This is a genomic window from Streptomyces sp. NPDC088732 (assembly GCF_044751205.1).
In the GTDB taxonomy this organism is placed as follows: domain Bacteria; phylum Actinomycetota; class Actinomycetes; order Streptomycetales; family Streptomycetaceae; genus Actinacidiphila.
Genome location: NZ_JBIVLI010000008.1, coordinates 227,467 through 241,958 on the forward strand (window position 1 = coordinate 227,467; position 14,492 = coordinate 241,958).

11 protein-coding genes and 1 pseudogene are annotated in these 14,492 nt (G+C 72.0%); 7 read left to right on the forward strand and 5 right to left on the reverse strand.

Annotated features, from left to right (window positions below; all coding sequences use genetic code 11):
* Positions 1 to 411: 411 nt before the first annotated feature.
* A complete protein-coding gene (locus ACIP9H_RS16330; RefSeq protein WP_401959526.1) occupies positions 412 to 2,664 on the forward strand; it encodes an LLM class flavin-dependent oxidoreductase in 2,253 nt (750 codons plus the stop codon).
* Between the two features lie 99 nt (positions 2,665 to 2,763).
* Here ACIP9H_RS16330 and ACIP9H_RS16335 read toward each other — a convergent pair whose 3' ends face one another.
* Positions 2,764 to 3,423 (reverse strand): hemerythrin domain-containing protein, encoded by a 660-nt coding sequence (locus ACIP9H_RS16335; RefSeq protein WP_401959588.1) that lies wholly within the window; start codon positions 3,421 to 3,423, stop codon positions 2,764 to 2,766.
* Between the two features lie 474 nt (positions 3,424 to 3,897).
* Between ACIP9H_RS16335 and ACIP9H_RS16340 the strand changes: the two genes are divergently transcribed.
* The 3 genes and pseudogenes from ACIP9H_RS16340 (at position 3,898) to ACIP9H_RS16350 (ending at position 6,330) form a co-directional block, all read left to right on the forward strand.
* A complete protein-coding gene (locus tag ACIP9H_RS16340; RefSeq protein WP_401959528.1) occupies positions 3,898 to 4,782 on the forward strand; it encodes a nuclear transport factor 2 family protein in 885 nt (294 codons plus the stop codon).
* Between the two features lie 149 nt (positions 4,783 to 4,931).
* Positions 4,932 to 5,534, forward strand: a pseudogene (locus ACIP9H_RS16345) (MFS transporter); the annotation flags it as partial.
* Between the two features lie 169 nt (positions 5,535 to 5,703).
* Positions 5,704 to 6,330, forward strand: coding sequence for an MFS transporter (locus ACIP9H_RS16350; RefSeq protein WP_401959530.1), 627 nt, complete (start codon positions 5,704 to 5,706; stop codon positions 6,328 to 6,330).
* A gap of 117 nt (positions 6,331 to 6,447) precedes the next feature.
* Here the strand turns inward: ACIP9H_RS16350 and ACIP9H_RS16355 are convergent, their stop codons facing one another.
* A complete protein-coding gene (locus tag ACIP9H_RS16355) occupies positions 6,448 to 8,877 on the reverse strand; it encodes a SpoIIE family protein phosphatase (RefSeq protein ID WP_401959532.1) in 2,430 nt (809 codons plus the stop codon).
* A 340-nt stretch (positions 8,878 to 9,217) separates the two neighbouring features.
* Here ACIP9H_RS16355 and ACIP9H_RS16360 point away from each other — a divergent pair, with 340 nt between their 5' ends.
* Positions 9,218 to 10,099, forward strand: coding sequence for a hypothetical protein (locus ACIP9H_RS16360; protein WP_401959534.1), 882 nt, complete (start codon positions 9,218 to 9,220; stop codon positions 10,097 to 10,099).
* Positions 10,100 to 10,339: 240 nt separating this feature from the next.
* Positions 10,340 to 10,969: a hypothetical protein gene (locus ACIP9H_RS16365; protein ID WP_401959536.1), complete on the forward strand. Its 630-nt coding sequence runs from the start codon at positions 10,340 to 10,342 to the stop codon at positions 10,967 to 10,969.
* Between the two features lie 33 nt (positions 10,970 to 11,002).
* On the opposite strand, the gene ACIP9H_RS16370 is transcribed toward ACIP9H_RS16365, so the two are convergent.
* Together ACIP9H_RS16370 and ACIP9H_RS16375 are read right to left on the reverse strand one after the other, a co-directional pair.
* Positions 11,003 to 11,440, reverse strand: a complete 438-nt coding sequence (locus ACIP9H_RS16370) for a hypothetical protein (RefSeq protein WP_401583303.1) — start codon at positions 11,438 to 11,440, stop codon at positions 11,003 to 11,005.
* A gap of 259 nt (positions 11,441 to 11,699) precedes the next feature.
* Positions 11,700 to 12,152 (reverse strand): MarR family winged helix-turn-helix transcriptional regulator, encoded by a 453-nt coding sequence (locus ACIP9H_RS16375; protein WP_401583304.1) that lies wholly within the window; start codon positions 12,150 to 12,152, stop codon positions 11,700 to 11,702.
* A 345-nt stretch (positions 12,153 to 12,497) separates the two neighbouring features.
* Between ACIP9H_RS16375 and ACIP9H_RS16380 the strand changes: the two genes are divergently transcribed.
* The gene (locus tag ACIP9H_RS16380) at positions 12,498 to 13,463 is read left to right on the forward strand and encodes a TrmB family transcriptional regulator (RefSeq protein WP_401583305.1); all 966 of its coding nucleotides are present in this window, start codon (positions 12,498 to 12,500) and stop codon (positions 13,461 to 13,463) included.
* A gap of 7 nt (positions 13,464 to 13,470) precedes the next feature.
* On the opposite strand, the gene ACIP9H_RS16385 is transcribed toward ACIP9H_RS16380, so the two are convergent.
* Positions 13,471 to 14,460 carry an NAD(P)H-dependent flavin oxidoreductase gene (locus tag ACIP9H_RS16385; protein WP_401959538.1) on the reverse strand — a complete coding sequence of 330 codons (990 nt, stop codon included), beginning with the start codon at positions 14,458 to 14,460 and terminating at the stop codon, positions 13,471 to 13,473.
* Positions 14,461 to 14,492: the final 32 nt, after the last annotated feature.

The following is a 14,492-nucleotide window of genomic DNA, read 5'->3' on the forward strand; positions in this document are numbered from 1 at the left end:
CTTGCCCGCGAATTTCCGGCGACGGCAGTCCAGAGCAATGTGACGCATCGGCAAAAGGACCTACTCCCCCGGACTTAGGCCTGGTCAGCGCGGTCTTGACGGGAACGGAAAATAGACCCTCGCCGGTTTTCGTGCTAGAAATCCGATCGGATCGCGACTCACCGCGCCCTGCCTTTGCGCCAGGGTTTCCCTTTCCTGCCCATCCGTGTTCCCACCCGTGTTCCCGCCCGCGGCGCGGGGCGCGGACCGACGGCCGCCGAGGCCGCCGCGATCCTGCCGAGGACGGCTCGCCCGTCCGCCACGACCACCGGCCTTGTGCTGTGCCGCGAGCGGCCGGCATGCGATCCGGCCCCGCTCTGTGCCCGCCGGGCGGCCATGCCATCAGCCAACGGCCCACACCTGGAGACCTCCATGCCCGACTACGGCCGCGACCTGCAGTTCGGATCCTTCGTCACCCCGCTCAACCGCGACCCGGAAGCGGTGGTCGACCTCGCCCTGCTCGCCGAGCGGGTCGGCCTCGACCTCGTCTCGTACCAGGACCACCCCTACCAGAACGGCTTCCTGGACACCTGGACGCTGATGTCCTGGGTCGCCGCCCGGACGACCTCGATCCGGCTGGCCACCAATGTGGCCAATCTGCCGCTGCGTCCGCCGGCGGTCCTGGCGCGCGCCGCCGCCAGTCTCGACCTGCTCTCCGGGGGACGCGTCGAACTCGGCCTGGGGGCCGGTGGTTTCCGCGACGCCATCGCCGCGATGGGCGGCCCGGACCGCACCGTCGGCGAGAGCGTCAGCGCGCTCGGCGAGGCGATCGACGTCATACGCGGCATCTGGGACGAGGGCAACCGCTCGCCGCTGCGCGTCAAGGGGAGGTACTACACGGTCGACGGCGCCAAGCGGGGCCCCGCCCCGGCCCACGAACTGGGCATCTGGCTCGGCGCGTACAAGCCGCGCATGCTCCGCCTGACCGGCGCCAAGGCCGACGGCTGGATCCCCACCATCAACTACGTGAACTCGCCGGACATGGCCGAGAGCAGCAGGATCATCGACGAAGCGGCGGCGGAGAACGGCCGCGACCCGCGCGAGATCCGCCGGGTGCTCAACATCTTCGGCGGTGTCGGGCGCGGTACGGAGCCCTGGCAGGGCCCGGCGGACGACTGGATCGAGCGCATGCTGCCGCTGATCCTGGAGCACGGCTTCGACACGATCATCCTGGGCTCCGACAACCCGTCCGACATCGTCGCCTTCGCCGAGGAGATCGCCCCCGCCGTGCGCGAGGCCGTCGCCGCCGAGCGGGCCGCCGCCGGCACCCCCACCGGCCGGGTGCGGTCCGCCGCCGCCCTCGCCAAGCGGGCACCGGGCATCGACTACGAGGCACTGCCCGCCCCGCTGGCCGCACGGGCCGTGGAACCGGGCGACCGCGGCTACGCGGCCCTGCGCTCCACCTACTTCACCGCGGGCACGCCCGGTCTGGTGCTGCGGCCCTCGAACGCGGAGGAGACGGCGGCCGCCCTCTCCTACGCCCGCGCGCAGGGCGTTCCGTTCGCCGTCCGCAGTGGCGGCCACGGCATCAGCGGACGGTCCACCAACAACGGCGGCATCGTCATCCACCTCGGGGCGATGAACGGCGTCGAGGTGATCGACCGGGAACGGCGCCTGGTCCGGGTGGGGGCCGGCGCCCGCTGGGGCGAGGTCGCGCAGAAGCTCGCGCCGGCCCGACTGGCCATCAGCTCGGGCGACTTCGGCGACGTGGGCGTCGGCGGGCTGGCGACGGCCGGCGGCGTGGGGTTCCTGTCCCGTTCGTACGGGCTGACCATCGACCACGTCAGGGGCGCCGAGGTGGTGCTGGCCGACGGGCGCGTCGTACGCGCCGACGCGGAGAACCACCCCGACCTGTTCTGGGCACTGCGGGGAGCCGGCGCCGGCATGGGCATCGTCACGTCCTTCGACATCGAGGCCACCGAACTCGGCGACGTGATCTACGGGCGCTTCGCCCACGAGGTCAAGGATCTCGGCGCCTTCCTCCAGGCGTGGGGGCGTCTCACCGAGAGCAGTCCCCGCGAACTGACGCCGTTCCTCGTCGTGGCGGCCCAGGGCGGCCGGAGGATCGCGCACACCACCGTCCTGTGGGCGAACGACGACACCGAGCGCGCGACCAAGGCGCTCGAGGCATTCCTCAACCTGGCGCCGGTCCTCGACCAGCAGGCCGCCATCACCCCGTACGCCGCTTTCATGGCGCCGCAGAACAACCCGCAGGACGGTCACAGCGGCCCGAACTTCCGCTCCGCGCTCGTCGATCACCTCGACGAGCGGACCACCGGCGTCATCAGCGGGATGTTCGACAAGGGCGAGACGGGCTACTTCCAGATCCGAACCGTGGGCGGGGCGGTCAACGACACCCCCGCCGACGCCACGGCCTACGCCCACCGGACCCAGAACTTCGCCCTGGCCGTGGTTCCCCGCGGCAGCGCCGCCGACCTCAAGAGCTGGGACGACATCGACTTCCGCGGCCTGTACCCCAGTTTCGAGAGCCACGCCCAGGATTCCGCGCTGTCCAAGGCCTTCCCGCCCGCCACTCTGGAGCGGCTGCGCCGCATCAAGGCGGCGTACGACCCGGAGAACGTCTTCCGCGGCAACTTCACCATCCTGCCGGCGACGGGGGTGTGACCCCGGCTGCCGATGTCCCCGCGCGGCACGGCGCAACGGACCCGGCCGCCCCTGATGCGGGGCGGCCGGGTCCGTGCGGGAGGCGGCCCGGATACGTCGTCAGGCGCCCACGCGGGGCGGCGTGCCGGTGCCGTGCACGCGCTCGGCGTGAGCCGCGTACACCGCCCGGGCGGCGTCCGTCAGAGCAGTGCGGTCGGGCTCCGGCACGTCGGCGAGGAGTGCCTCGACGACCTCCGGGTCGGCCTCGTACATCGCCATCCCGAGAGACAGCGGCAGCGCCTCCTGCGGGGTGCGGGCCATGCCGTGCTCGCCGAGCTGCTTCCACTCGGCCGCGGTGACGTACTGCTCGGTGAGGGGAAGGATCTCCTTCTCCTCCAGCGCCAGGTGCTCCACGAGGGCGGCCAGCAACCGCTCGACGGCTTCCGCGAGTTGCTCACCGTTCCGGCCCGTGGCCCGCCACTGCGGCAGCAGCCCGGCCACCTCCGCGTGGCCGCGCTCGATGGCGTGGTGCTGCTCCTCCATCGCGGGCACGATCGCGGTCGCCTTGTCGCCGGCCCGCTCGAGCAGGCGCGGCCACAGCAGCAGGTCCTCCCCCTCGTGGTGCAGATGCAGGATGAGGCAGACCTGTTCGGCATGGGCCCCGACGACGTCCGCGCGCTCGGCATCACCCGGCGTCACGTCCCGCACCAATTGCGGGAGCAGGCGGAACTCCCGGCGCAGCATGGTGTGCGCCATATACATGTCTCTCACGTCCGCCATGGGCTCGTTCACCCGGGTCATTTCAACACCTCTATTGCTGTGGTAACGCAGTACGTGTGGCCGCCCGGTACCCCATGGCAGCCAACTCGACGGGCGCGCGGAATTTCGCCGGTCCGGGAATTCACGGGTCGGCGCACTGCGGGCAGCTCTCCACCCGCGATGCCACCCTACAAGATGTGTGCGTACGCAAGCAAATATGCGCGAACGCCATCATCGCGCGCCCCTGAACTGGTATTTCCCATCGCCAGGTGCCCGTCCGGGCGGCGCTCCCTCCCCGAGGGCACCGGCACACCGGCCGGATCGGTCCTACACCCGGAGCCGTAGACCCAATGTCCCATTCACATCCGCTCTCCCCTCACTTGACGAGGGATAAGCCGACTTTTTAACTGGTGGTGCCGGCGCCCTGTTTGCCGCGGCGACGGAACTTCCGCCGGCGGAGGGTGAATTCCTCAAATTCTCGAGAACGGGACAAAAATGAGCACTGCCCGCACGGCCCGCATCATGGGGCGCGACGTCGACGTCTCCCGGGCCGCACCCGATCTGGTGCGATTCCTCGCCTCCTACTTCGAGGCGAAGTCGGCGGACGACGTGGACGTCCTGATGGGCCACTTCCTGCCCGAGTCGGTCACGTACACCGACGCCACGCTCGGGTGGATCTTCCGCGACTGGCAGACCCTGTACGACAAGTTCGCCGAGCTGCTGGCGGCCTGGCCCGCGGAGGCCGTCGCCTGGCCCACCCGCATCGTCGGCGACTTCGACAGCGCCGTGGTGTTCTTCACCGACTCGCCGGAGATGTTCGGCCGCGAGCTGCGCGCCGCCGGCACGGTCGACTTCCGCGAGGGGAAGATCGTCCGCTGGGTCGACACCTGGGACGGGCGCTCGCTGACCGCCGAGACCGCCGCCTCGATGCGTGTTCCGCACGACGTCTACCCCGCGGACTTCGGCGAGCAGAAGCTCGGGGAGAAGGCCGCCCCCGTCCTGCGGCGCACCGCCCGCGAGTTCGCCGCGGCGCTGGTGGCCGGGGATGCCGCCCGGGCCTCGTCCCTGCTCCACGAGGACGTCGCCTTCGAGGACACGTCCCTGCACCTCCTGCTCGAAGGGCGGTCCCGGACACGGGACTTCCTCGACCGCACCCTGGCCGACCTGGCCTACGGCCCGGGCTCGGCGCTGCGGCACGTCGTCGGCAGCGCTCAGGGCGGCGCGTACGAGTGGAGCACCGGCGGCCGGGTTCCGGCGGGCGTCACCGCACTCGAACTGGACGGGGACGGCACGATCACCCGCGTGACGTCCACGTGGGACGCCTCCTTGACCCCGGAGACCGTCCTGCACCGGATCCAGAACGCGGCCATCGTGCCGTGACCAGCATCCGGGCGCCGCACCGCCGGGGCCGTGCCCCGGCGATGCCCGCCCGCCGACCTCACCATCCCTGATCCAAAGGAAGTTTCGACGTGTCCGGCACCAAACCGCGCCACCTCGGGGCGGTGCTCGCCCTGCTGGCATTCGCCCAGATGATCGTCGCCATCGACTACAACATCGTGTTCGTCGCACTGCCCGAGATCGGCGCCGATCTCGGTTTCACCGCGCACAACCTCCAGTGGGTGGTCTCCGCCTACGCCGTCGCCTTCGGGGGGTTCCTGCTGCTCGGGGGCCGCGCCACCGACCTGTTCGGCCGCAAGGACATGTTCCTGCTGGGCATGTTCCTCTACGCCGCCTCCTCCCTGGTGGGAGCGCTGGCCACGGCGCCCTGGGTCCTCGTCGCCGCACGGGCGGTGCAGGGTCTGGGGGGCGCGTTCCTGGCCCCCGCGACCCTGTCCCTGGTGACGACCCTGTTCCCCGAAGGACGGGAGCGGATCCGGGCCCTGTCGGTGTGGGGCGGCGCCGGCGGCGCCGGCATGGTGCTCGGCTCCATCCTCGGCGGGGTGCTGACGGACGCCTTCGCCTGGTCCGCCGTGTTCTACGTCAACGTGGCCATGGCCGGCGCCGGACTGATAGCGGCGTTCGTCCTGCTGCCCGGGACCGCCCGGGCCGCCCGCGGCGGCTTCGACCTGCCCGGCGCGGTGCTCGGCACCGCGTCCTCCTCCCTGCTGGTCATCGGCCTCGTGCAGGGGCCGGACCGGGGCTGGGCCGCTCCGTTCGTCGTGTGGTCCCTGGTCCTCGCGGTCGTGCTGTTCGCGCTGTTCGTGGTGGTCGAGGGCAGGTCGGCCTCACCCCTCGTGCCCTTGAGGCTGCTCCGCAACCGGGACCTGTCGACCGGCACGGTCGTCACCTTCCTGCCTGTTCATGGCCACCTTCGGTGCGCTGGCCTACTTCCTCACCCTGCTCTGGCAGTCGGTCCAGGGGTACAGCGCTCTCACCACCGGCTTCGCCTTCGTCGTCCCCTCCGGCCTGGCCCTCGTCGGCACCTTCGCCGGGGGACGGGCCGCCACCCGGGCCGGTACGCGCACGACGCTGCTCCTCGCCCTGGCGATCAGCACCGCCGGCGCCGCCGGGCTCGCCGTCACCATCAGCGCCGACCGGCCCTATGCCGTGATCGCCGTCCCGCTGGCCGTGCTGTCGCTGGGGCAGGGCATGGTGTTCGTGACGATGTTCGCCGCCGCCTCGACGGGCGTTCCCCCCGAGGACCAGGGCATCGGCAGCGGCATCGCCACGACCGGCCAGCAGATCGGCGGCGCCGTCGGCCTGGCCCTGCTGATCGCGTTGGCCGGCGCGGTCACCGGGTCGCATGCCGAGGCCGATCCGGCCCGGGTCGTCGACGGCATCAGGGCCGCCGTCTGGGCCATCACCGCCGGCATCGGCCTGACCGCACTGGCCGTCCTGAACCTGCGGCGGCCACCCTCCGCCATCCGTGCCACGAACACGGCCGCAGCCGGGACCGCCGCAGAACTGTCCGGCGACCGCGGACGCTGACCCGCCCCCCAGTGCGCGGTGCGGGCCCGGTGACCCCGGCGTCCGGCACCGCCCGTGTGCCACGATGTGCGGCCCGGCGATCCCGGGCCGCACATCGGCATGCGCGGGCACCGCGGTTCAGGGCGCCTCGGGGTCAAGCACCTGCTCGGCCCAAATGGTCTTGCCCACGGGCAGGTACCGGGTTCCCCAGCGGTGCGAGCACTGGGCGACCAGGAAGAGCCCGCGCCCTCCCTCGTCGGTGGTGGCCGCACGGCGAATGTGCGGGAAGGTGCTCGACGCGTCGCTGACTTCGCAGATCAGCGTCCGGTCGAGCACCAGCCGGAGCCGTATCGGATCATGGCCGTGGCGGATGGCGTTGGTGATCAGCTCGCTGACGACGAGTTCCATGTCGAAGGCCAGGCGCTCCAGGCCCCACTGCTCCAACTGCCGTCGCGCCAGGGCCCGCATGCTGCCCACGGCGCCGGGAACGGGGGGCACGGTCCACGTGGCCACCTTCTCGGGGTCGAGGGTGCGTGTCCGGGCGAGGAGGACGGCCAGACCGTTGTCCGTCGGGAGGTGGGGGGCGACGAGGTCGGCGACGACGGTGCACGTGTCGTCGAGCGGACGGCTCCGGCCTGCGATGACCGTGCCGAGCCGGGCGGCCAGGGCATGCGCCTTGTCGGGGTGCAGGAGGGCGTGGCTGCAGAGCACCAAGGTGCTTCCTTCGCCGAGTTCCACGTCCAGCGGCTCGAACACCGGGTCCCCCAGGCCGAGCGGGTTGTTGACCGGCAGATCGGGAAACGTCACCTCCCCCTCCCGGCTGACGACGGCCGGCGGGTGGTGGCCGGCACTGGCCATCACGCAGCGCCGCGAAATGGGGTCGTAGACGGCGTACAGGCAGGTGGCGCCCTTCAGGGCCTCCACCACGGGTGCGGAGCCGGAGGCGTGTTCGCGCTCCAGCAGGCGTGGCACCATCTCGTCGATCTGGCCGAGCAACTCGTCCGGTGTGAGATCCAGTTGGGCCAGCGTACGGATCGCGGAGCTCAGGTGGCCCATGCACGCGGCCGCCTGGAACCCCTCGCCCGGCACCGCGCCCACGACCAGGGCCACCCGCGCACCCGACAGGGGGATCACGTCGAACCAGTCGCCGCCGACCCCCGCGTGCCGGCGGGACGGCCGGTAGTGGTGGGCCACCTCGACCGCGCTCTGGTCCGCGACGCTGCGCGGCAGCATGCTCTCGTGGAGGGTGAGGGCCGCCGCGTGCTCGTTGGTGTAACGGCGGGCGTTGTCCACGCAGACCGCGGCGCGCGCGACGACGTCGTTGGCGAGCACGAGGTCGTCCGCCTCGAAGGGCCGCGCGCGCTTGCGGTACAGATGCACGAAACCCAGGGTCACGCCCCTGGCCCGCACGGGCACGAGGATCAGGGAGCCGATGTCGTACTTGTGCATGGCCCGGACGCGCCGGTCGGCGGAGTTGCGCAGCCACGCGCCGTCGAGGTCGAGGTGCGGGATGAGCCGCGGCTGCCCATCGACGAGGCTTTGCACGTGGGGCGAGTCGATGGTGTAGCTCCGCAGCTCCCCGAGCTCGGAGAGCCCCTCGAAGACGCCGGGGTCGGCGGCCTTCCGGGCGACCAGGCGCACCGCGACCCGGCCGGTGCACGCCGGCTCGGGGTCCGGCTCCGTGCCCGCCATGACGCGGTCCAGGAGGTCGACCACCGCGACGTCGGCGAATCGCGGCACCAGCATGTCCACGAGCTCCTCGCACGTGCGCCGCACGTCGAGCGTCGTACCGATGCGGACCGCGGCCTCGCCGATGAGGGCCAGGCGCTCCCGCGTCCGGTACTGGTCGGTGATGTCGATGATCAGGTCGGCCACTCCGAGGACGCCGCCGTCCGGTCCGGTCAGGACCACGGACGACACGTCCCACACATGGTCTCGGTCCGGATCCGCGGGGGTGCGCCCCTGATGGACGGCGTGGACGATCGGCTGCCCGGTCTCCAGGACCTTCCTGATCCTGCACTCGATCGCCTCGGCGTCCAGCCCCGGCAGGAGCTCGCCGATGGAGCGGCCGAGCGCCTCCTCCTCCGGGAAGCCGTGGATGCGTTCCAGCGCGCTGTTGACCCGCGCGACACGCAGATCCCGGTCGTAGACCGCGACGCCGATGGGCGCCTGGGTGAACAGCGCCTCCAGGAGCGCCTGCCCCTCGACCATCGTGTGCGGGCCGACGGGGACGGCGACGACCACGCAGCCCTCTCCCCGCCGGCCTCCCGGGTCCTGCATGCGCGAGGTGTGGAGGACGACATCGGCGGGCGGGCCGTCCCGGCGGGCGAGCACGACACGATGCCCCGACAGGCCCCCCTCCGCCGGTCCCGCGGCCCGTCCCGAGTGGTGCGCGAAGGCCTCCGGCCACAGAGTCTCCACCGAGCGCCCGACGACCTCGGAGGGGCGGTAGCCGAAGAGTTCCTCGGCGGCGGCGCTCCATGCGGAGACGAGGCCGTGGCGGTCGAGTACGAAGCCGGCGACCTTCTGGTCGCCGGGCGGGGGACGGCTCGCGGCGCGATTGCCCATGCTCGGTCCTGTCACGCGGGGGACGCCCGCGGGCCGGCGTCGACCGCGGACGGCCGGCGCCGGTGGTTCCGCGGCCGGGACCACCGACGGGTGGCTCTCACGTTCAGCCTAAGCAGACCGCCTGGCTCCCGCCCGGCTGTCGGCCTCCTCACAGCTCCCCCGTATCTCCGGGGCACACTGTGTGCTACATGCCGGTCGCACTGCGATGCGCGTGGGTACACGTGACGACAGCCACATCGTGCCGCTTGACCTGGATTTTTCAGGGAATTGGCCAGATCGGGGACCAGCGGAACACACTGTCTCCACTGATCGGTCACCGGCACATGTGATCATAAGTGGCATGAGTTGCCACTCCCTCGAGTCCGCCCCCGCCGAAGTGCACGGGGCGGACAGCCCTTTGGCCGTCCTGCCCGGCCCGCGTCCCGGCGATCGAGAAGAGGGGGCGACTCCTCTTCCGCGGCCCGATGCCGCCCTCCGCGAGGTCTTCGACGCCTACGAGGCACTGGGCAGCACCGGACCGGCCGAGGCATGGGCCGCGTTCACGGAGGGTTTCCAGTGGACGGCGCCGCTGCCTGCCGCCGAGCCGGCCGGGGACGACCCGCAGGGCGCCCCCACGGCCCGTCCGGCCGACGGCGGTCATGTGGTCACGGGAACGTGGCGTCCGGTGGCCGCGGCGCGGGAGGCACGCTGGATCGCGCTGCCGGTCCGGGCGAAAGGCGGCACGCCGGTCTTCGCCGTGCGCCGCTCGCAGGGCACGCACGACGTCGCCGGCGACGCGTTCCGGGTCCGTGATCTGTTCGTACCGACCGGCATGACGAGTTCCGCCGAGGGCACGGCTCTGGGCAACCGGCACACGGCTTACGCGTGGTCCGCCGCCCTGGGGATGGCATTCGGCTTCGGGCGGCTCCTCCTGACGGAGCCCGACGGCGTGCCCGGTCGTCCGGAGGGAACGGCCGCCTCCCACTTCGGGGCGCTGCTGACCCGCGAGCGCGAGGCGGTACGGAGCCACCTGCGGCGCCTGCCCGTCGCGCCGGGCGGCGACGAGCCCCTGGCGGAGCGGGTGCGAGCGGGCGCCGACCTCGTGCGCGACGTGTACGCGGCGGGCGCGGCCGGGGCGGACGGACTGACCGCGCCGGCACCACTGCTCCTCGCGGGCGCGCCGCTGCTCCAGTTCGCGAGGTTCGCCACGGAACTGCTGCCGCCGGGCGCCGCCGGGGCGTGACCCCGCTCTGTGCGCCCCGCGCACGGGCACGCGCCTGCGTCACAACGTTCTCCAGGACGGTGGCACAAGTTGCACCCGCGCCTCACCATATTACTTGCTTGCGAACGCACACATTGGTAGGTTCATTGGGGACAGGATCGCGCCTGCGGGGTCCGCCTCGCCAATCAACCGGGTGCGGGCGAAAACCCTCCGCCGCGCGACGGTACAGTCTCACCCCGACCTCTTGGGCCCACCGTTCGAATGGAGCCGGAGATTCCGTCACACATCCTGGTACCGGAAGACCCCGTCTTCGCGTCCAAGTTCCGTACCGTCGAAGAACCGCTGCTGTATTCCTTGCATTTCTGGTACCGGGGCGAGATTCCCGCCCACCAGAGCGACGTGGTGGACACCGCGTACTCCAGTTACGGGGAAGTGCTGCGCTCGTTCCCGGCACGGCTTCGCCGGCTCGTCTGGGAATGCACTTCCGGGCAGAGCGACCACGACTCCCCCGGCGAATCCGGCGAATCCGGCGACCCGCCGTTGCCCCGCCTCCATCCCGTCGTGATCCGGCAGTCGGACCTCGATTCCCTCGACCGCTGCTGCCGGATGCTGCGCACGGCGCACCGGGAGGGCCCCACGAACCCGCTCGGCGAGATCCTCGACGAACTGGGTGAGGGGATCGACCTCGCGGACACCTTCTCCCGCGTGCTCCAGGTCCTGAGACTCCCGGCCCCCCAAGGACTGATCGCGCGCTCGTTAGAGGGCCGGACGTCCTGCGGGGAGCACGTCCATTACTGCACCGAGATGATCCGGGCCCTGAGCGACGGCGACGAGTTCCAGCAGCTCGCCCATCGAGCTCTGTACCGGACTTTCGACTCGGCAACGAACTAAGGTCTGTTTCAACAGCTTGCTTCGAGTGAGCGGTCAGTCGGCGGTGAGGATGCCGGAAAGGCTCACGGCGGGGCGGCCGAGCATCGCTGTCAGCACGCGCTGCTGGCGCTCGGTCAAAGAGGCGACGAAGACCACTGCGTCGGCATTGACCTGATCACAGGCCTGGGCCACCTCGCGGACCTTTCCGCAACTCAGCAAAGTCCGCGACGAGTAGGGCAGACCCATCTTCTGGACCCCGCCGGCCGAGACGCCTCGTCGCTGCACAATCCGCACGACGACCCGAGCGCCCCGCGCTGTCAGTTCTGCCGCTGCCGACGCCATGAGCGCTTCGAAGTCCTTCTGCTTCGCCGAGAAGTAGCCGACCAGGACCACATCAGCCCCCGCGGCCGTGAACTGCGAGGACTGACGCCGGGCCCGCTCCGGCGGCACGCGGCGAGCAATGCGGCGGTCGCGCCTTCTGGGCTGATGCATGGACCACAGGCTAGGAGCCAGGCCCCCTGCAGCGATACCGCGTTCCCCCGGGGGCATGCGGAACTGGGGCCGGGCCCGCAGTGCGCGTGTGCGGGCGTGCGGCTGTGCGTCAACTCCACCGTTGACTACAACCGGGTCCTGGGAAACACCGTGCATGTGCACATGCGCCCCGGTGGGACCGAGCGGGCACACGACCCGGCCCACCACGTGGGACAGGCGGCCCTCGGTCCGGCCGGCGACGGCCGACGGCCCTGCCGGTTCAGTCGAGTCCGGCGGCGATGGTTTCGAGTTGCTCGGCGAAGCCGGCGAGCGTGGCCGCTTCCAGGTGGTCGATGACGCGCTTGCGGGCGCTCGCCAGATTCGTGGGGTACGCGGACTGCAGCCGCCGCAGGCCTTCGGGCGTCAGGCGCGCCACGCTCCCCCGGGCGTCGTTGGCATCGCGCTGCTTCACCACCCAGCCGCGGGTCTGCATCGCGTCGGCCACGCGCGAGATCCGGCTGACGGACAGCGCGGTCGCGGCGGCCAGGTCGGTCATGCGCATCTCGCGCTCCGCGGCCTCGGACAGGTGCACCAGCACCGCGTACTCGGACATCGTCAGCCCGGTGACCTTCAGCAGGTCGTCGTCCAACGCCTTCGGCAGTGCCACCATGACGCGCATCAGCGCACGCCAGAAGCGGTCCTCGTCCGGGTTCAGGGGCGCATCCGATGTCACCGGAGCAGAGTACCCTGCCCTCTCTTCCTCACCCGGCCTTTCACTGTTTTGCGTGCGCACGCAAAGCAGTGGTACGTTCCGGTACGGCCAATGCGGACTCGCCACGCGACTTCGCACGGCGGCCGCGGGTCCCCGACATTCCCGGCTGCGGCACCTCCGCGGCGGGAAGGACCCGTGGCGCCTTGCGCGTCCGCTCCCCGCCACACCCTCCCCACGACCGGAGCCGGCGCCGCCGTCCCCGTCAACGTCAGCCCCCGGATGCGGCGTTGCGTCATGTGGTGAGCGATCGGTCCACCGTGCGCGACGACCGAATCGACTCCGCCGGAAATGGATTCGATGCCTGAGATGAACGACATGCTCGAGGTCGAGGAGAGCGCGTACCGCCTGCTGGTGACGGTCGGCACGGTCTCGGTGGACCAGGTCGCAGCGGAAACGGGCGTCTCCGCCGAAGCGTCGGAGGAGGCACTGACGTCGCTGGTCGCGAAAGGGCTGGCCGACCGCACCTGCCGGCCCGACGCCCGGTTCAGCCCCGCGTCGCAGCCCGTCATGGAGGTCCAGTCGCGGCTGCGGCAGCAGGCAGAGGCCCTGGACCGGGCCCGTGCCACCGTCGACGCACTGTTGACGACCTATCACACCGTCGCCGACCGCACGGCGTGCCTGCCTGTCGAGCGGATCACCGGCGCCGCGGCGATCGGCCACCGCGTCGAACTCCTCCAGGAGGGGGCCCGGCACGAGATGGTCTGGCTGGTCAGGTCCCAGGGCTTCCTGACGGACGGCCACCGCTTCGGCCACCACGTCCGCCACCGCGTGCTGTGCGGCGGCAACGTCGTCCGTGGGGACGCCGAAGGCGATGTCGCACGGCATCTGGCACGCTTCGACGGCCTCGCGCGCGTCGTCCCGCACGTACCCGTGGACCTGGCGATCTCCGACCGCGACGCGGGCCTGTGCCTGCTCGCTCCCGAGCCGCCGGGGGACGAGTCGCTGCCGCCGACGGCTGTCGTCGTCCGCGACAGCGGGATCCTCGACGCGCTGAGACTCCTCTTCGAGACCCAGTGGGAGATGTCGCTGCCCTGGCAGGGCGCCGTCCGCGAGGGCGCCTCGTCCGATGCCGCCCCCGCGGCTCCGGACGAGGCGGATCTGCGGATACTCACCCTGCTCATCGAGGGCGCCACGGAGAAGGCGGCCGCCCGGCACCTGGGGGTGAGCCTGCGCACGCTGCAACGCCGGATCGGGCGGCTGATGACCCTCACGGGTGCGTCGAGCCGCATGCAGTTGGCATGGCAGGCGGCCCGCCGGGGGTGGCTCCGGTGAAGCGGGTTCACACCTGCGGACCGCTGTCGGGCAGCAGCCGTCCGGCCCTGCTCAGTGCGGCCTCGGCCTGCGCGGCCAGCGTGGTGACGAGGTCGGACGCGGACGGCAGGTCGGTGACGAGGTCGACGGCCTCGCCCGCCCAGACCGGCAGGGGCGGGATCGCCCCTCGTGCCACGTCGTCCCGGTACTCCTGACGGGCGCGAGGGTCGCCGGCCAGTTCGGCCTCCCGGCCGCGCCAGCGGTCGAGATAGGGGTGGCCGAGGGTCCGGGCGGTGTACTTCGCCGTCGGCCAGCTCGCGCCGCGGGCGAGGTCCAGCACGCTGCTGCGCTCGGTGTCCTGTCCGCGTCCCTCGACGACGGCCTTGTGGACGGAGGGGTCGGCCAGGGCCTCGGTCGTCGCCAGGAAGCGCGTGCCGATGAGGGCCCCCGCCGCACCCAGGGCCAGGGCCGCGGCGACGCCCCGGCCGTCCGCGATCCCGCCGGCCGCCAGGACCGGTACGGGTGCCGCGAGGTCCACCACGAGCGGGACGAACGGCAGGGTGGACCGCCCGCGCCGGGCGCCGTGGCCGCCGCTCTCGGTCCCCTGCGCCACGATGACGTCGGCGCCCACGTCCACCGCCCGCCGGGCCTCGTCCAGATCGGTGACCTGGACCATCAGGACCGCGTCCGAACGGCGGATCCGGTCGGCGAACGGGCCGGGGTCGCCGAACGACAACATCACCGCCGCGGGCCGGAATTCGAGAGCCCGCTCCACCGCTCCCGCGTCCACCGCCCAGGCCAGGAAGCCGACGCCCCACGGCTGGTCGGTGCCCGCCGCGACGATCGGCAGCTCCCGCTCCAGCCATTCCCGGTCCCCGAACGCGCCGCCCAGCAACCCCAGTCCGCCCGCCCGGGAGACGGCCGCGGCCAGCGCGCCTCCCGCCGAACCGCCCATCGGTGCCTGCACGATGGGGTGCCGCAGGCCCAGCAACTCCGTCAGCTCCATCGACAGCGCCATGCGCACATCATCGTCCTCTCATCGGTGCGCCG

What these genes read in the sequence shown, in the direction of transcription:
- ACIP9H_RS16350 (WP_401959530.1), top strand. Translation starts at nt 5,704, where the DNA reads ATGGCCACCTTCGGTGCGCTGGCCTACTTCCTCACCCTGCTCTGGCAG.
- ACIP9H_RS16360 (WP_401959534.1), top strand. Translation starts at nt 9,218, where the DNA reads ATGAGTTGCCACTCCCTCGAGTCCGCCCCCGCCGAAGTGCACGGGGCG.
- ACIP9H_RS16335 (WP_401959588.1), bottom strand. Translation starts at nt 3,423, where the DNA reads ATGGCGGACGTGAGAGACATGTATATGGCGCACACCATGCTGCGCCGG.
- ACIP9H_RS16365 (WP_401959536.1), top strand. Translation starts at nt 10,340, where the DNA reads ATGGAGCCGGAGATTCCGTCACACATCCTGGTACCGGAAGACCCCGTC.
- ACIP9H_RS16380 (WP_401583305.1), top strand. Translation starts at nt 12,498, where the DNA reads ATGAACGACATGCTCGAGGTCGAGGAGAGCGCGTACCGCCTGCTGGTG.
- ACIP9H_RS16385 (WP_401959538.1), bottom strand. Translation starts at nt 14,460, where the DNA reads ATGGCGCTGTCGATGGAGCTGACGGAGTTGCTGGGCCTGCGGCACCCC.
- ACIP9H_RS16330 (WP_401959526.1), top strand. Translation starts at nt 412, where the DNA reads ATGCCCGACTACGGCCGCGACCTGCAGTTCGGATCCTTCGTCACCCCG.
- ACIP9H_RS16340 (WP_401959528.1), top strand. Translation starts at nt 3,898, where the DNA reads ATGAGCACTGCCCGCACGGCCCGCATCATGGGGCGCGACGTCGACGTC.
- ACIP9H_RS16370 (WP_401583303.1), bottom strand. Translation starts at nt 11,440, where the DNA reads ATGCATCAGCCCAGAAGGCGCGACCGCCGCATTGCTCGCCGCGTGCCG.
- ACIP9H_RS16355 (WP_401959532.1), bottom strand. Translation starts at nt 8,877, where the DNA reads ATGGGCAATCGCGCCGCGAGCCGTCCCCCGCCCGGCGACCAGAAGGTC.